Consider the following 15,619-nt stretch of genomic DNA (forward strand, 5'->3'; position numbering starts at 1 on the left):
ACGTCACGGGGCCGTGAGGTCACGATCTCCTGTTGAAAAGTGCGGCGGGGGCCGTTGCCAGCATGACACCGCCGGTCACGAGCACGATTCCATAGGCATGATAGGTCTCGAACGTCTCGCCGAGAAACAGGACGGCCATGACGATGGAGATCGGCGGCATCATGTAGAGGGTGATACCGGCAACCGCCGGACCGAAGACGTGTACGGTGTGCTGGAAGCAGTAGAAGGCCGCCAGCGACGCAAAGAAGATGATGCCCGCAAGTTTCAGGAAGTCGCTGCCCGAATCCGGCAGATTGCCGCCTGACAGGGTTTCGATGATTGCCGGCGGCAGCAGGACGATCGCGCCGGACATGGCAATCAGCCCGAACAGGGTGAGCGGCCTGACGGTGCGGACCGCAGGATGACGCAGCAGAAGCGAGTAGACCGCAAACGAGATCGCCGCACCGAGGATGCCGAGATCGCCGATGTTGAACTGCATGTGCAGCAGGGCCTGCGGCTCGCCCTTCAGCACGATGGCGACGACACCCGAGAAGGCGACGACCATGCCGGCGAGTTCGCGGGCGCTGATCCGTCCACCGGCAAACAGCCACTGGAACAGGATGATGAAGAGCGACGAGGTCGTGTAGATCAGCGTCGCGTTGGAGGCGGTCGTCCTCGTCAGCGACCAGTAGACGAAGCCGCCACAGATCCCCATGCCCAGCACGCCGAGCAGAAGCCATAGCCCGACATGGCCGCGCACGAAGGCGATCGCCGCCCGCCGGTCGGCAAGCATGAAGGGCAGCATGATCAGCGCCGATCCGGCCCAACGGATGAAGGCAGTGATGAACGGCGCGATCTCGCCGATGATGCCGCGGCCGAAGATCAGGTTGCTCGAAAAGAAGATCGGCACGGCGATGAAGATGGCCCAGGCGAGAAGGCCGGGCGACTGTTTCTGGTTCGGATCGAAGGGCGTCATCGGTGACCTGGCATTGGACCGTGATCGGAAAAGGCTTGAAAAGAAACAAGGCAGAAGCCGTTTGGCTCCTGCCTTGCTTGTCGTTCTCAGGCCCCTGGCGGGGCCGTCCGTCGGTCGATCAGACCGAGTAGTACATGTCGTATTCGACCGGATGCGGGGTCATTTCGAAGCGCATGACTTCCTGCATCTTCAGTTCGATGAAGGCATCGATCTGGTCGTCGTCGAAGACGCCGCCGGCGGTCAGGAACTTGCGGTCCTTGTCCAGGCTTTCCAGCGCTTCACGCAGCGAGCCGCAGACGGTCGGGATCTTCTTCAGTTCCTTCGGCGGCAGGTCGTAGAGATCCTTGTCCATCGGCTTGCCGGGGTGGATCTTGTTCTTGATGCCATCGAGACCGGCCATCAGCATCGCGGCAAAGCCGAGATACGGGTTGGCGGCGGGATCCGGGAAGCGGACTTCGACGCGCTTGGCCTTCGGGTTGGAGCCGAAGGGGATGCGGCAGGAGGCCGAACGGTTGCGGGCCGAGTAGGCCAAGAGAACCGGAGCTTCATAACCCGGGACCAGACGCTTGTAGGAGTTGGTCGACGGGTTGGTGAAGGCGTTGATGGCCTTGGCATGCTTGATGATGCCGCCGATGTAGTAGAGGCAGGTCTCGGAAAGACCGGCATATTCGTCACCGGCGAAGGTCGGCTTGCCGCCCTTCCAGATCGACTGATGCACGTGCATGCCGGAGCCGTTGTCGCCGAAGATCGGCTTCGGCATGAAGGTCGCCGTCTTGCCATAGGCATTGGCAACCTGATGGACGCCGTACTTGTAGATCTGGATCTTGTCGGCGTTGCGCACCAGCGTGTCGAACTTGACGCCAAGCTCGTGCTGGGCGGACGCCACTTCGTGGTGATGCTTTTCGACCACGACGCCCATCTCGGCGAGCACGGTCAGCATTTCCGAGCGCATGTCCTGGCAGCTGTCGACCGGCGGAACCGGGAAGTAGCCACCCTTGACGCGCGGACGGTGACCGAGGTTGCCGGTCTCGTATTCCGTGTCGTCGTTGGAAGGCAGTTCGGACGAATCGAGCTTGAAGCCGGTGTTGTAGGGATCGGCCTTGTACTTGACGTCATCGAAGATGAAGAATTCGGGCTCGGGGCCGACGAAGACGGTGTCGCCGATGCCGGACGCCTTCAGGTAGGCTTCTGCCTTCTTGGCGGTGCCGCGCGGATCGCGGTTATAGGCCTCGCCGGAGACCGGGTCGAGAATGTCGCACATGATGACCATGGTCGACTGGGCGAAGAAGGGATCCATGTGGACCGTATCCGTATCGGGCATCAGCACCATGTCGGATTCGTTGATGGCCTTCCAGCCGGCGATCGACGAGCCGTCGAACATGACGCCGTCGGCAAACATGTCCTCATCCACGCAGGAGACGTCCATGGTGACGTGCTGCAGCTTGCCCTTGGGATCGGTGAACCGCAGATCGACGAACTTGACGTCGTTTTCCTTGATCTGCTTCAAGATATCATTCGCTGATGTCATTTAGGCCTTCCTTCCTGGTTTTTCCCGAATTGTTATGAACCTGCCGCCACGTCGGGAACAGACGGCCCTATTGGATCACGTTATCTGGATCAGATTGCGTCGACGCCGGTCTCGCCGGTGCGGATACGGATCACTTCCTCCACGTTCGACACGAAGATCTTGCCGTCGCCGATCCGGCCGGTTTGGGCCGCGTTGCGGATGGCTTCGATCACCGCATCCGCATTCTCGTCGGCGAGGACGACTTCGACCTTAACCTTGGGCAGAAAATCGACAACGTATTCAGCGCCGCGATAGAGCTCGGTGTGGCCCTTCTGGCGTCCAAATCCCTTTGCTTCCGTTACAGTGATACCCTGCAAGCCGACTTCCTGAAGCGCTTCTTTCACTTCATCCAGCTTGAACGGCTTTATGATCGCCTCGATCTTTTTCATCAGAAAATTTCTCTCCGCTTCTCCCTTGGAGGCGGACCTCGTGTCCGCTCGGCCATGTCGATGCACGTAGCATGCCAAGACATTTGTATATCTCCGCTTGCGGTCAGTGCAATAGCAGGTCGGCGTGCGGAACGACCTGTTTTTGCCTGAATGGCAGGAAATCGCACCGCGCACGGCATCATTCCCATTTCTCACATCATGCGGAAACCAGAGGATGCGGTTAATTGAATGAAAATGCTATCGATTTTTTGAATGCAATTTATGCATATGCCTAATATTTGAGCCAAAGAGCCTGTGTTTTTTGATTGTTTTTTCCCCGGACTCGGCATCAACTTCCCGCATGACATTACCAATCGAAACAGTGCTTCTCACACCCGATGAGATGGGACAGGCGGACCGCGATGCCGCGGCATCGGGGATCGACAGCTATGGATTGATGGAGCGGGCAGGGCAGGCGGTCGCTGCCGCCGCGCTCCGGCGTTATCCCGGCGCGCGGCGCTTCGTCGTGTTCTGCGGTCCCGGCAACAATGGCGGCGATGGCTATGTTGCCGCGCGGGGCCTGAGTGAAAGCGGATGCGATATCAAGGTCTTCCATCTCGGCGATGCCGACCGGCTGAAGGGAGATGCGGCGGAGGCACGGCGGCGCTTTACCTCGGGCTCCGAACCGCTGGAAACCTACCGGCCAGAGAGCGGGGACGTCATCATCGATGCGCTCTTTGGGGCGGGCCTGGATCGCGACGTGCCAGCCGCGGTCGCAAGTCTCATCGAAACGGTAAATTCTGCCGGCATGCCGGTCATCGCTGTCGATCTTCCCTCCGGTCTTTGCGGTCGGCGCGGCGTGCCGCTGGGTGCCTCGTTCACGGCCGAGATCACCGTCACCTTCATGACGCGCAAGCCCGGCCATCTTCTGCTGCCGGGACGGGCGCTCTGCGGCGAGATCTCGGTCTTCGACATCGGCATTCCCCGGCGCATCATTACCGCGCAGGACAGCCGTCTGGCTGTCAACGGGCCGGGGCTCTGGCGGGAGGACGTGCCGACACCCGATTCGGCCGCCCACAAGTTCACCCGCGGCCATCTCGCCGTCTTTTCCGGTGGTCCGGCGGCGACCGGGGCGGCACGGCTTTCGGCACAAGCCGGTCTCGTCAGCGGCGCCGGCCTGGTGACCGTCGTCACGCCGCCGAACGCGGCACTCGTCAATGCCGGCGCGCTGACGGCGATCATGCTGAAATCCATAGCCGATGCGGACGACCTTGCCGGCTGGCTGAAGGATCGTCGCGTGACTGCAGCAGTCATCGGCCCCGGATTCGGCGTCGGTGAAAAGGCCCGGCAATTCGTGCGGGCGCTGGCGGACAGCGCAGTGCCCATGGTGCTCGACGCAGATGGCATCACCTCGTTTCAGGATGCGCCGGACGAGCTATTCAGTCTTTTTTCAGAGGGCGCTACTCGACTGGTCCTGACCCCGCACGAGGGCGAGTTCCGGCGGCTTTTCCCCGACCTAGCCAGCGACGAGCAACTCTCGAAGGTGGAGCGGGCGCTCGCCGCGGCGGAGCGCGCGCATGCGGCGATCCTCTACAAAGGAGCGGATACGGTGATCGCCGATCCGTCGGGCAATGCTGTTATCAACGACAATGCGCCGCCCTGGCTGGCGACAGCCGGCTCCGGCGACGTGCTGGCGGGCATTATTGGCGGTCTTATGGCCCAAGCCGTTGCGCCCTATCAGGCCGCCGCCGCGGGCGCGTTCCGCCACGGCGAAGCCGGAAACCGGGCAGGGCGGGGCCTGACTGCCGAGACGCTGATCACACATTTGAACGGCGTCATCGAGAGTTAGCTCGCGCCTGAAACCACTCAGAGAAGGCGGCTGTGGCGCAGCATGCCCTGGTCTTCAAGCACGGGATAGGCGATCGACACGACCAGGGAATTGACCTCCTTCAGGTCGCGCATCGTGTCGATGTGCAGCGAGCTTGAATCGAAGCTTGCGACATTGCCGGCGCGCAGGCGCTGCAGGTGCCGCTCCTCGCTCTCTCGCACCAAAGCCCGCATGGCTTCCTTACTGGCGACCAGCTGGCGGGCGTGCTCGATGTCGCGGTTGATCAAGAGGTTGAAGGCGAGGTGGGCGTTCTTCAGCACCTCGGCATGCATGGCCTTCAACTCCGCCCAGCCTTCCGCCGAGAAGGCGGTGTTGCGCTCGTGCTTCTTCTTCACCCGGTTCAGCATGTTCTGCGAGATGATGTCGGCTGCCTGCTCGATCTTGATCGTGGTCGACAGCAGGCTCTGACATTGGGCCGCCGACGCCTCGTCGAGCGCGCTTTGCGAGATGCGGGCGAGATAGAACTTTATCTCCCGGTGGATATGGTCGATCTCGTCGTCGAGTTCGTCGATACGGGCGATCTTCTTCGGATCGTTCTTCTCGAAGAGGTCGAAGATCCAGTTCAGCATTACCTCGGTCTTTTCGCAGGCCGTCAACACCTCGCGCGTCGCATTGGCGACCGCTTGGCGCGGATTGGCAAGATCGGCGGGATTGAGTGAGGAAATCCGCGCATCCAGGGGAATGCCGGCAACCGGCGCCGGGTTGGCGAAGAGCCTCTCCAGGGCCATGCCGACGATGCCGCAGAAGGGCAGACCGAAAATGACGACGGCGGCATTGATCGCCAGATGCACCATGACCACGGCGTCACCGGGGCCGTTGGCGAAATCGGTCGGCGGCAGCTGCACGGAGAACTGCAGCGCGAGCGCCAGCAGCGTGGCGGTGCCGCGGATCGCCACATTGCCGAGCGGCACGATGCGCGCGGCACTCTCGGCATTCTTGGTCAGCATGGCGCCGATGACGGCTGCGCCGAAATTGGCGCCGAGCACCAGCGGAATGATGAGGACGGACGGGATCAGCTCACGGTCGGCGAGAGAGGCGATCAGCAGGATGGTTGCGACGCTGGAGTGAAAGGCCCAGGCGAGGATGGCCGCGAGAATGAAGGCGGTGATCCAGTCGCGCGAGAGATAGTTGATGATGATTGGCAATATTTCGCTGGAGCGCAGCGGATCGGAGGCCTGGCCGATCAGCTTCAGTGCCAGCAGCAGCAGGCCGAGGCCGAACAGGATGCGGCCGATCTGGCGCCAGTTGCGCGCCTCCGACGCCCGGAAGGCGACGGTCCCGGCCAGAAGCAGGACGGGGATCAGTAGCGACAGGTCATGACGCAGAATGCGGACGACGAAGGCCGAGCCGAAATCGGCGCCGAGCAGGGTGGCAATGCCGATCGCCGAGGACACATAGCCGCCGGCGACGAAGGACGCGATGATCAGCGAGACGGCCGTGGCGCTCTGCAGCGCGACGGCAAAGAAGAAACCGGCAATGGCGGCGGTCACACGATTGCCAACGGCAAGCCGCAACTTGTCCTTCAGGATCGACCCATAGGCCCGCTCGATGCCGGTGCGCACCATGCGGGTCGCCCAGAGCAGGAGGGCGACCGCTCCCGCGAGATTGATGAAGACGACAATACCTGACATGGGCGAGACCGGATGAATGTGGCGGAGCGGGCGTAGCCGGAGCCGGCATCAACCCAAAAGACAAGCAGCGATGCTTCGCGATTATCTCCGCGGATGGCGCTGGCTCAGCGACATCCTATAGCCCAGATTCGACACCGTCACAAATTGCCCATCCTTGATTGCGTCAATTCAATCAACACAACCAAAGTTCAATCAACCAAGCTTTTCCTGCAGCGCCATTGCGCCGGCCGGGGCGTTCACCTTGCCGCTGGTGATGAAGTAGCCAAACACATCGCGCGGCTTCTTTTCTGGCTTGTCGTCGGGTGCAAGCAGCGGCAGGTCGGAAGGCTGGTCGCCGCCCGCCCATTCGCCAAATCGCCTGGCCCAGGCATCCAGCTTGTCCGGCGGATAGCAGGTCGGCACATCATCCGAGCCCTTCTGCAGGCGCGCATAGACGAAGTCGGCCGTGATATCAGCGATTTCCGGATAGTCGAAATGCTCTGCGTAAACGATCGCCACATTGTGCCGGCGGGCCAGCGCAACGAATTCCGGCACCATGAAGGAGGGATTGCGTACCTCAACGGCATGCCGCAACTTCAAGCCGTCCAGCCTTTCCGGCAGCAACGCCAGGAAGGCGCCGAAATCCGCCTCATCGAACTTCTTCGTCGGCATGAGCTGCCAGAGGATGGGCCCCAGATGGTCGCCGAGTTCGGTGACGCCCGAGGCCAGGAATTTTTCGACAGACTCGCCTGCCTCGGCCAGCACGCGCCGGTTCGTGGCATAGCGGATTGCCTTCAGCGAGAAGACGAAGCCGTCCGGCACGTCGGCCGCCCACTTGGCGAAGGTCGCCGGCTTCTGGCTGGAATAATAGGTGCCATTGATCTCGATCGTCTTCAGCTTGGAGCTGGCATATTGCAGCTGCTTCGTCTTCTTCAGATCGGCCGGATAGAAGTGCCCCTCCCACGGATCGAACGTCCAGCCGCCGATGCCGGTGCGGATTGTGCCTGAGGTGGTCATGCTATCCTCCATTGTAGTTAGCTAATGCGTTAGCTATATTGTCTGCGAATATTGGAGCGGTCCGATGGACAAGGTCACCATTCACAAGGCGAAAACAGAGTTGTCGAAGCTGATCGCCCGCGTCGAAGCTGGCGAAGAAATCGTCATATCGCGCGGCAACGAGCCTGTCGCCAAATTGGTGCCGTACACCGCACGGGACAGGGGGGCACGCAAACCTGGCTCCTGGAAAGGACGCTTTACCGTCCCGGACAGTGCACTTGCCCCACTGACGAACGAGGAGTTGGGCGATTTCGATGAAAGACCGCCATATGGCGGCTTCTCCGAGTGAGGTTGCTTCTCGACACCCACGCCTTGGCTTGGTGGGTTCTGGATGAAAAGCGCCTGTCGACAGCGGCGAAAAGTGCCATTTCTTCGCCAGACAACGAGATCGTCGTCAGTGTGGTTTCCGCGTTCGAGATGGGCACGAAACACCGTCTCGGGAAATGGGATGGAATTGGTGAATTCGTCCACTCCTTCCGCTCTGCAGTGACTGCCGAAGGCTTCGAGATTGCCGACGTAACCGCGGAACACGCCATCCTCGCCGGCGTCATGCCCGGTCATCATCGTGACCCCTTCGATCGCCTGCTGGCCGCGCAAGCGAAACTCGACTCCCTCGTTCTTGTCACAGCCGACAGCGCCTTTTCTCAGTTCGACATCGACCGTCTCTGGTGATCTCTACTCCGCTGCCTGACGCTTGCCCTGGCCGGGGCGGCGGCTCATCAGTTCGCGCAGATAATGGCCGGTGTGCGAGGCTTCGTTCTCGATGACGGCTTCCGGCGTGCCGAAGGCCACCACCTCACCACCGCCATCGCCGCCTTCGGGACCGAAGTCGATGATCCAGTCGGCGGTCTTGATGACCTCCAGATTGTGCTCGATGACGACGACCGAATTGCCCTGGTTGACCAGTTCGTGCAGCACTTCCAGGAGTTTCGCGACGTCGTGGAAATGCAGGCCGGTGGTCGGCTCGTCGAGGATGTAGAGCGTGCGGCCGGTCGAGCGCTTGGAGAGTTCCTTGGCGAGCTTGACGCGCTGCGCCTCGCCGCCGGAGAGCGTATTGGCCTGCTGGCCGACCTTGATGTAGCCGAGCCCGACATTGAACAGCGCCTGCAGCTTGTCGCGCACCGCCGGCACGGCAGAGAAGAACTCGACGCCTTCCTCGACCGTCATGTCGAGCACGTCGGAAATCGACTTGCCCTTGAAGGTCACGTCCAGCGTTTCTCGGTTGTAGCGCTTGCCGTGGCAGACGTCGCAAGTGACGTAGACATCCGGCAGGAAGTGCATTTCGATCTTGATGACGCCGTCGCCCTGGCAGGCTTCACAGCGGCCGCCCTTGACGTTGAACGAGAAGCGGCCGGGCTGATAGCCGCGCGCCTTGGCTTCCGGCAATCCGGCGAACCAGTCGCGGATCGGCGTGAATGCGCCGGTATAGGTCGCCGGGTTGGAGCGCGGCGTGCGGCCGATCGGCGACTGGTCGATATCGATCACCTTGTCGATATATTCGAAACCGTCGATGCGGTCGTGGTCGGCCGGGTGCTCACGCGCGCCCATGATACGGCGGGCTGCCGACTTGTAGAGTGTCTCGATGAGGAAGGTCGACTTGCCGCCGCCGGACACGCCGGTCACGGCCGTGAAGACGCCGAGAGGGATCGAGGCGGTGACGTTCTTCAGATTGTTGCCGCGCGCGCCGACGACGGTGATCTCCTTCTTTTTCTTCGGCTTGCGCCGTTCGGAAGGCACCGGCACGCCCATTTCGCCGGAGAGATACTTGCCGGTGAGCGACTTGGGGTTCGCCATGATGTCGCCAGGCGTTCCCTCGGCCACGACCTCGCCACCGTGAATGCCGGCGGCCGGGCCGATATCGACCACGTAGTCGGCTGTCAGGATCGCATCCTCGTCATGCTCGACGACGATCACCGTATTGCCGATGTCGCGCAGATGCTTGAGCGTCGCCAGGAGGCGGTCGTTGTCGCGCTGGTGCAGGCCGATCGACGGCTCGTCCAGCACGTAGAGCACGCCCGTGAGGCCGGAGCCGATCTGCGAGGCGAGGCGGATGCGCTGGCTTTCGCCGCCCGACAGCGTGCCGGAATTGCGCGACAGGCTCAGATATTCAAGGCCGACGTCGTTCAGGAACCGCAGCCGCTCACGGATCTCCTTGAGGATGCGGAGCGCGATCTCGTTCTGTTTGTCGGAGAGATGGGTTGGCAGTTCGTCGAACCAGTCGCGCGCGATCTTGATCGACATCTCGGTGACTTCGCCGATATGCAGCTTGCGGATCTTCACCGCCAGCGCCTCGGGCTTCAGGCGAAAGCCGTTGCAGGCCGGGCAGGGGGCGGCCGACATGTAGCGCTCGATTTCCTCGCGCGCCCAGGCACTGTCGGTTTCCTTCCAGCGGCGTTCGAGGTTCGGCACGATGCCCTCAAAGGTCTTGACCGTCTTGTAGGACCGGGCGCCGTCGGCATAGTGAAACTCGATCTTCTCGTCGGTTCCCTTGAGGATCGCCTTCTGGGCCGCAGCGCTCAGCGCGCTCCAGCGGTCGCCGAGCTTGAAGCCGAAGGTCCTCCCCAGCGCCTCCAGGGTCTGGTTGTAATAAGGTGAGCTCGATTTCGCCCAGGGGGCGATCGCACCGTCGCGCAGCGTGCGGTCCGGCTCCGGAACGATAAGGTTCTCGTCGATCTTCTGCTGCGATCCGAGACCGTCGCAGGTCGGGCAGGCGCCGGCCGGATTGTTGAAGGAAAACAGCCGCGGCTCGATCTCGGAAATCGTGAAGCCGGAAACCGGGCAGGCGAATTTTTCCGAAAACAGCACGCGCTCATGCGTCTCGTTCAGCGACTTGTTGGCGGAGCCGCCGGCAGAGGTTTCCTCCGGCGGCAACGGCTTGTCGGCGAATTCGGCGACGGCGAGGCCATCGGCAAGCGTCAGGCAGGTCTCGATGCTGTCGGCAAGGCGGGCGGCCATGTCGGGACGTACGACGATGCGGTCGACCACCACGTCGATATCGTGCTTGTACTTCTTGTCGAGGGCAGGGGCGTCGGCGATCTCGTAGAACTGGCCGTCGATCTTGACGCGCTGGAAGCCCTTCTTCATGAGCTCCGCGAGTTCCTTCTTGTACTCGCCCTTCCGGCCGCGCACCATCGGCGCCAATATATAAAGTCGCGTGCCTTCCTCGAAGGCCAGCACCCGGTCGACCATCTGGCTGACCGTCTGGCTCTCGATCGGCAGGCCGGTGGCCGGCGAATAGGGCACGCCGACACGGGCAAACAGGAGGCGCATGTAGTCATAGATCTCGGTGACCGTGCCGACCGTGGACCGCGGATTGCGCGATGTCGTCTTCTGCTCGATGGAGATTGCCGGCGACAGGCCTTCGATCTGGTCGACGTCCGGTTTCTGCATCATTTCCAGGAACTGCCGCGCATAGGCGGAAAGGCTTTCCACGTAGCGTCGCTGGCCCTCGGCATAGATCGTGTCGAAGGCAAGCGAAGACTTGCCGGAGCCCGAGAGGCCCGTCATCACGATCAGGGAATTGCGGGGAAGATCAAGATCGACGCCCTTCAGATTGTGTTCGCGCGCGCCGCGAATGGATATCGTCTTCAACTCGCTCATATTCACATAATCCGGATTGGAATTCCGCCCCTATGTAATGTTACTACGCCGCCTGTCGAGAAGCGGACGCCGCAATTGCCGCAAAAATCGATTCAGTTGACAGGATCATACATATTTAATAGAACAAAAAAAGAACAAAATTCCACATGGGGAAAGCTGTGGATTTCGCCCTCGGGGCAAGCGCGCCTCGGCGCTTTCCTTTAGAGTGGCGCAAGTTTTTACGGAATGGAAGCCGTTTCGGCGGCAATCGAGGTGAAGAGTATGGCAGGCAGCGTCAACAAAGTGATTTTGATCGGCAATCTGGGCGCGGACCCGGAAATCCGCCGTACGCAGGATGGCCGACCGATCGCCAATCTGAGGATCGCGACATCGGAAAGCTGGCGCGACCGCAACAGCGGCGAGCGTCGGGAAAAGACCGAATGGCACTCCGTGGTCATCTTCAACGAAGGCCTGTGCAAGGTGGCCGAGCAGTACCTGAAGAAGGGCTCGACCGTTTACATCGAAGGCCAGTTGCAGACCCGCAAGTGGACCGACCAGAGCGGCCAGGAACGCTACACGACGGAAGTCGTGCTGCAAGGCTTCAACGGCAACCTGACGATGCTTGGCGGCCGTGGTGACGGCGGCGGCGCACGCGGTGGCCGTGACGAAGGCTATGGTGGTGACTACGGCGGCGATTACGGCTCGCCGGCTCCGGCATCCCCGTCGCGCGGCGGCGGCGCTGCGGCACCCTCCGGCGGCGGTTTCTCGCGCGATCTCGACGACGACATCCCGTTCTGAGAACGATTTGGATCGACAGACAGACGGCGTCAGGCGAAGGCCGATTTGACGCCGTCTATCACGAACTGGACGGAGAGGGCGGCCAGCAGCACGCCCAGGAGCCGGGTGAGGATCGCCCGGCCTGTCATGCCGAGGAAGCGGTCCAGCCGTTCGGCCACCATCAGCACCACCAGCATGATCGCCAGACAGAAGGCGATGACCGTCACGAGGCCGGCCTTTTGAACAGGGCCATCCAGCGATCCCGACAAAAGGATCGTCGCCGATATGGCGCCCGGGCCGGCAATCAGCGGAATGCCGAGCGGGAAGGCGGCGAGGTCGTGGATCTGGTCCTTGGTCAACGCCACTTCCTTGGTGTTTTCATGCCGCTGCTGGCGCTTCTCGAAAATCATCTCGAAGGCGATCCAGAACAGGAGCAGTCCGCCCGCCACCCGGAATGCACCCATGGAAATGCCGAGCTGGGTCAGTACCGTGGCCCCGGCGATTGCGAAAAAGGCAAGAATGAAGAAAGCGATGATGACGCCGCGCAGCGCGACCTGCCGGCGCTGGCTGGTCGACATTCCGGCCGTCATACCGAGAAAGATCGGCGCCAGGCCGGGCGGATCCGTGGTCACCAGCAGCGTGGTGATCGAATTGATGAGAAAATCCGTCGTTGCCATGCGCCCGCCTTGCCCCTTTTCCGTTCCGTTTTAGCCCGGTGGGCGGCAGATGCCTAGAGCGGCGGCCGGTGTTTGGCGGCCAAGACTTGCAAAGGGGCATGCCAATGCCTTACTGCAGGCCAAAAGCCTGTTCAAAACCCGGCTTCAAATTGGCACCCCCGAACGCTTTCCGATATAACCCGGATAGTGATTCTGACAATGAGAACGTGAACCGTTTTGACCGAACATAGCACACCTGGCAGCGGGTCTAACCCGCCCGGCATCGAGCCGATTTCCATCATGGAGGAAATGCAGCGGTCTTATCTCGACTACGCAATGAGCGTGATCGTGAGCCGCGCGCTTCCCGACGTCCGCGACGGACTGAAGCCAGTGCACCGGCGCATCCTTTTTGGCATGTCCGAACTCGGCGTCGACTGGAACAAGAAATACGTCAAATGCGCCCGCGTGACCGGTGACGTGATGGGTAAATACCATCCGCACGGCAATTCGGCGATCTACGATGCGCTGGCCCGTATGGCGCAGGACTGGTCGTTGCGGCTGCCGCTGATCGACGGGCAGGGCAATTTCGGCTCGATCGACGGCGACCCGCCGGCAGCCGAACGCTACACCGAGTGCCGCCTGCAGAAGGCCGCCCATTCGCTCCTCGACGATCTCGACAAGGAAACGGTCGACTTCCGCGAAAACTACGACGGCACCCTGTCGGAGCCCGTTGTCGTTCCCGCCAAGTTCCCGAACCTGCTGGTCAATGGCGCGGGCGGCATCGCCGTCGGCATGGCGACCAACATCCCGCCGCACAATCTCGGCGAAGTGATCGACGGCTGCGTCGCGCTCATCGACAATCCGGCGATCGAACTGCCGGAGCTGATGGAAATCATTCCGGGACCGGACTTCCCGACGGGCGCCCTGATCCTCGGCCGCGCCGGCATCCGCTCGGCCTACGAGACGGGCCGCGGCTCGGTCATCATGCGTGGCCGGGCGACCATCGAGCCGATGCGCGGCGACCGCGAGCAGATCATCATCACCGAGGTTCCCTATCAGGTGAACAAGGCGACGATGATCGAGAAGATCGCCGAATTGGTGCGCGACAAGCGCATCGAAGGCATTTCGGACCTGCGCGACGAATCCGACCGCCAGGGCTACCGCGTGGTCGTCGAGCTGAAGCGCGACGCCAATGCCGACGTGATCCTGAACCAGCTCTACCGCTACACGCCGCTGCAGACCTCGTTTGGCTGCAACATGGTGGCGCTGAACGGCGGCAAGCCTGAACAGCTGACGCTGATCGACATGCTGAAGGCCTTCGTCTCGTTCCGCGAGGAAGTCGTCAGCCGCCGGACCAAGTACCTGCTGCGCAAGGTGCGCGATCGCGCCCATGTCCTCGTCGGTCTTGCGATCGCCGTCGCCAATATCGACGAGATCATCCGGCTGATCCGCTATGCGCCGGACCCGCAGACCGCCCGCGAGCAGTTGATGGAACGCCGCTGGCCGGCCGCCGACGTGGAAGCGCTGATCCGCCTGATCGACGACCCGCGTCACCGCATCAATGACGACATGACCTACAATCTGTCGGAAGAGCAGGCGCGCGCCATCCTCGAGCTGCGCCTTGCCCGCCTGACGGCGCTCGGCCGCGACGAAATCGGCGACGAGCTCAACACCATCGGCGCGGAGATCAAGGATTATCTTGAAATCCTGGCGTCGCGTGAGCGTATCCAGACCATCGTCAAGGACGAGCTGACGGCCGTGCGTGACGAATTCGGCACGCCGCGCCGCACCGAGATCACCTTCGGCGGTCCGGACATGGACGACGAGGACCTGATCGCCCGTGAGGACATGGTGGTGACCGTGTCGCATCTCGGCTACATCAAGCGAGTGCCGCTGGCGACCTATCGGGCCCAGCGTCGCGGCGGCAAGGGCCGTTCCGGCATGGCGACGCGCGACGAGGATTTCGTCACGCGCCTGTTCGTCGCCAACACGCACACGCCGGTGCTGTTCTTCTCCTCGCGCGGCATCGTCTACAAGGAGAAGGTCTGGCGCCTGCCGATCGGCACGCCGACCTCGCGCGGCAAGGCGCTGATCAACATGCTGCCGCTGGAACACGGCGAACGCATCACCACGATCATGCCGTTGCCCGAGGACGAAAGCGCCTGGGAAACGCTGGACGTCATGTTCTCGACGACCCGCGGCACCGTTCGCCGCAACAAGCTGTCGGACTTCGTCCAGGTCAACCGCAACGGCAAGATCGCCATGAAGCTGGACGAGGAGGGCGATGAAATCCTCTCCGTAGAGACCTGCAGCGAGCTTGACGACGTGCTGCTGACCACCGCGCTCGGCCAGTGTATCCGCTTCCCGGTTACCGAAGTCCGTGTCTTCGCGGGCCGCAATTCGGTCGGCGTGCGCGGCATCAACATGGCGGACGGCGACCGCATCATCTCGATGACGATCGTCGGCCATGTCGACGCAGAGCCATGGGAGCGCGCCGCCTACCTCAAGCGCTCGGCCGGCGAACGCCGCGCCATGGGCACGGACGAGGAAGAGATCGCGCTGGTCGGCGAAGAGGTCACAGAAGAGGGTCACCTCAATGACGACCGCTACGAAGAGCTCAAGGCACGCGAGCAGTTCGTGTTGACGATCTCCGAACGCGGATTCGGCAAGCGGTCCTCGTCCTACGATTTCCGCACCTCGGGTCGCGGCGGCAAGGGTATCCGCGCCACCGATACCTCGAAGACCGGCGAGATCGGCGAACTGGTCGCGGCCTTCCCGGTCGAGGACAAGGACCAGATCATGCTGGTATCAAACCGCGGCCAGCTGATCCGCGTGCCGGTCGACGGCATCCGCATCGCCAGCCGCGCCACCAAGGGCGTGACGATCTTCTCCACCGCCAAGGACGAGAAGGTCGTATCGGTCGAGCGCATCAGCGAGCCGGAAGGCGAGGATGTGGAAGACATTCTGGAAGCGGGCGACACCATCGTCGCGCCGGAGGGCGAGACGCCTCCGGATGCCGCACCCTCCGAGGAATGAAGAAATCAGGCCGGGCTCCAATGCCCGGCCTTTTTCGTATGCGGCGCCGCAACTCCGGTGGCCGGACAACAAAAAAAGACCGGACGCCAGGGAAGCATCCGGTCTTTTTCTTGGGAGGTCATTTCAA

The 15,619-nt window shown here is 62.2% G+C and carries 12 protein-coding genes; 5 read left to right on the forward strand and 7 right to left on the reverse strand.

The features are described from left to right. Window positions 1-19 precede the first annotated feature (19 nt). The 3 genes from ACU5AY_RS07660 to ACU5AY_RS07670 form a co-directional block, all read right to left on the reverse strand. Window positions 20-955, reverse strand: a complete 936-nt coding sequence (locus ACU5AY_RS07660) for a DMT family transporter (protein WP_446828614.1) — start codon at window positions 953-955, stop codon at window positions 20-22. Window positions 956-1,073: 118 nt separating this feature from the next. Beyond that, window positions 1,074-2,483 carry a type I glutamate--ammonia ligase gene (gene glnA / locus ACU5AY_RS07665; protein ID WP_446828615.1) on the reverse strand — a complete coding sequence of 470 codons (1,410 nt, stop codon included), beginning with the start codon at window positions 2,481-2,483 and terminating at the stop codon, window positions 1,074-1,076. 89 nt (window positions 2,484-2,572) lie between these two features. Then, window positions 2,573-2,911 carry a P-II family nitrogen regulator gene (locus ACU5AY_RS07670; RefSeq protein ID WP_007753933.1) on the reverse strand — a complete coding sequence of 113 codons (339 nt, stop codon included), beginning with the start codon at window positions 2,909-2,911 and terminating at the stop codon, window positions 2,573-2,575. Window positions 2,912-3,251: 340 nt separating this feature from the next. Here ACU5AY_RS07670 and ACU5AY_RS07675 point away from each other — a divergent pair, with 340 nt between their 5' ends. Then, the gene (locus tag ACU5AY_RS07675) at window positions 3,252-4,739 is read left to right on the forward strand and encodes an NAD(P)H-hydrate dehydratase (protein ID WP_446828616.1); all 1,488 of its coding nucleotides are present in this window, start codon (window positions 3,252-3,254) and stop codon (window positions 4,737-4,739) included. A gap of 17 nt (window positions 4,740-4,756) precedes the next feature. Here the strand turns inward: ACU5AY_RS07675 and ACU5AY_RS07680 are convergent, their stop codons facing one another. Further along, on the reverse strand, window positions 4,757-6,409 hold the full coding sequence (locus tag ACU5AY_RS07680) for a Na/Pi cotransporter family protein (protein WP_446828617.1): 1,653 nt from the start codon (window positions 6,407-6,409) through the stop codon (window positions 4,757-4,759). 192 nt (window positions 6,410-6,601) lie between these two features. Then, window positions 6,602-7,405 (reverse strand): DUF72 domain-containing protein, encoded by an 804-nt coding sequence (locus ACU5AY_RS07685; RefSeq protein WP_446828618.1) that lies wholly within the window; start codon window positions 7,403-7,405, stop codon window positions 6,602-6,604. 64 nt (window positions 7,406-7,469) lie between these two features. Between ACU5AY_RS07685 and ACU5AY_RS07690 the strand changes: the two genes are divergently transcribed. Further along, a complete protein-coding gene (locus ACU5AY_RS07690; RefSeq protein ID WP_446828619.1) occupies window positions 7,470-7,733 on the forward strand; it encodes a type II toxin-antitoxin system Phd/YefM family antitoxin in 264 nt (87 codons plus the stop codon). Then, window positions 7,730-8,116, forward strand: coding sequence for a type II toxin-antitoxin system VapC family toxin (locus ACU5AY_RS07695; RefSeq protein WP_446828620.1), 387 nt, complete (start codon window positions 7,730-7,732; stop codon window positions 8,114-8,116). Before ACU5AY_RS07690 ends, ACU5AY_RS07695 begins: the two co-directional genes overlap by 4 nt. A gap of 3 nt (window positions 8,117-8,119) precedes the next feature. Here ACU5AY_RS07695 and uvrA read toward each other — a convergent pair whose 3' ends face one another. Beyond that, a complete protein-coding gene (gene uvrA / locus ACU5AY_RS07700) occupies window positions 8,120-11,044 on the reverse strand; it encodes an excinuclease ABC subunit UvrA (RefSeq protein WP_446828621.1) in 2,925 nt (974 codons plus the stop codon). 261 nt (window positions 11,045-11,305) lie between these two features. Between uvrA and ACU5AY_RS07705 the strand changes: the two genes are divergently transcribed. Beyond that, the gene (locus tag ACU5AY_RS07705) at window positions 11,306-11,821 is read left to right on the forward strand and encodes a single-stranded DNA-binding protein (protein ID WP_446828622.1); all 516 of its coding nucleotides are present in this window, start codon (window positions 11,306-11,308) and stop codon (window positions 11,819-11,821) included. Between the two features lie 29 nt (window positions 11,822-11,850). Here the strand turns inward: ACU5AY_RS07705 and ACU5AY_RS07710 are convergent, their stop codons facing one another. After that, window positions 11,851-12,477: a MarC family protein gene (locus tag ACU5AY_RS07710; protein WP_446828623.1), complete on the reverse strand. Its 627-nt coding sequence runs from the start codon at window positions 12,475-12,477 to the stop codon at window positions 11,851-11,853. Window positions 12,478-12,693: 216 nt separating this feature from the next. On the opposite strand from ACU5AY_RS07710, the gene gyrA reads away from it, so the two are divergent. Beyond that, complete coding sequence (gene gyrA / locus ACU5AY_RS07715) at window positions 12,694-15,492, forward strand: DNA gyrase subunit A (protein WP_446824185.1); 2,799 nt, start codon at window positions 12,694-12,696, stop codon at window positions 15,490-15,492. Window positions 15,493-15,619: the final 127 nt, after the last annotated feature.

The organism is Rhizobium sp. PAMB 3174 (genome assembly GCF_052908375.1).

What these genes read in the sequence shown, in the direction of transcription:
- ACU5AY_RS07660 (WP_446828614.1), bottom strand. Translation starts at nt 955, where the DNA reads ATGACGCCCTTCGATCCGAACCAGAAACAGTCGCCCGGCCTTCTCGCC.
- glnA (WP_446828615.1), bottom strand. Translation starts at nt 2,483, where the DNA reads ATGACATCAGCGAATGATATCTTGAAGCAGATCAAGGAAAACGACGTC.
- ACU5AY_RS07670 (WP_007753933.1), bottom strand. Translation starts at nt 2,911, where the DNA reads ATGAAAAAGATCGAGGCGATCATAAAGCCGTTCAAGCTGGATGAAGTG.
- ACU5AY_RS07675 (WP_446828616.1), top strand. Translation starts at nt 3,252, where the DNA reads ATGACATTACCAATCGAAACAGTGCTTCTCACACCCGATGAGATGGGA.
- ACU5AY_RS07680 (WP_446828617.1), bottom strand. Translation starts at nt 6,409, where the DNA reads ATGTCAGGTATTGTCGTCTTCATCAATCTCGCGGGAGCGGTCGCCCTC.
- ACU5AY_RS07685 (WP_446828618.1), bottom strand. Translation starts at nt 7,405, where the DNA reads ATGACCACCTCAGGCACAATCCGCACCGGCATCGGCGGCTGGACGTTC.
- ACU5AY_RS07690 (WP_446828619.1), top strand. Translation starts at nt 7,470, where the DNA reads ATGGACAAGGTCACCATTCACAAGGCGAAAACAGAGTTGTCGAAGCTG.
- uvrA (WP_446828621.1), bottom strand. Translation starts at nt 11,044, where the DNA reads ATGAGCGAGTTGAAGACGATATCCATTCGCGGCGCGCGCGAACACAAT.
- ACU5AY_RS07705 (WP_446828622.1), top strand. Translation starts at nt 11,306, where the DNA reads ATGGCAGGCAGCGTCAACAAAGTGATTTTGATCGGCAATCTGGGCGCG.
- ACU5AY_RS07710 (WP_446828623.1), bottom strand. Translation starts at nt 12,477, where the DNA reads ATGGCAACGACGGATTTTCTCATCAATTCGATCACCACGCTGCTGGTG.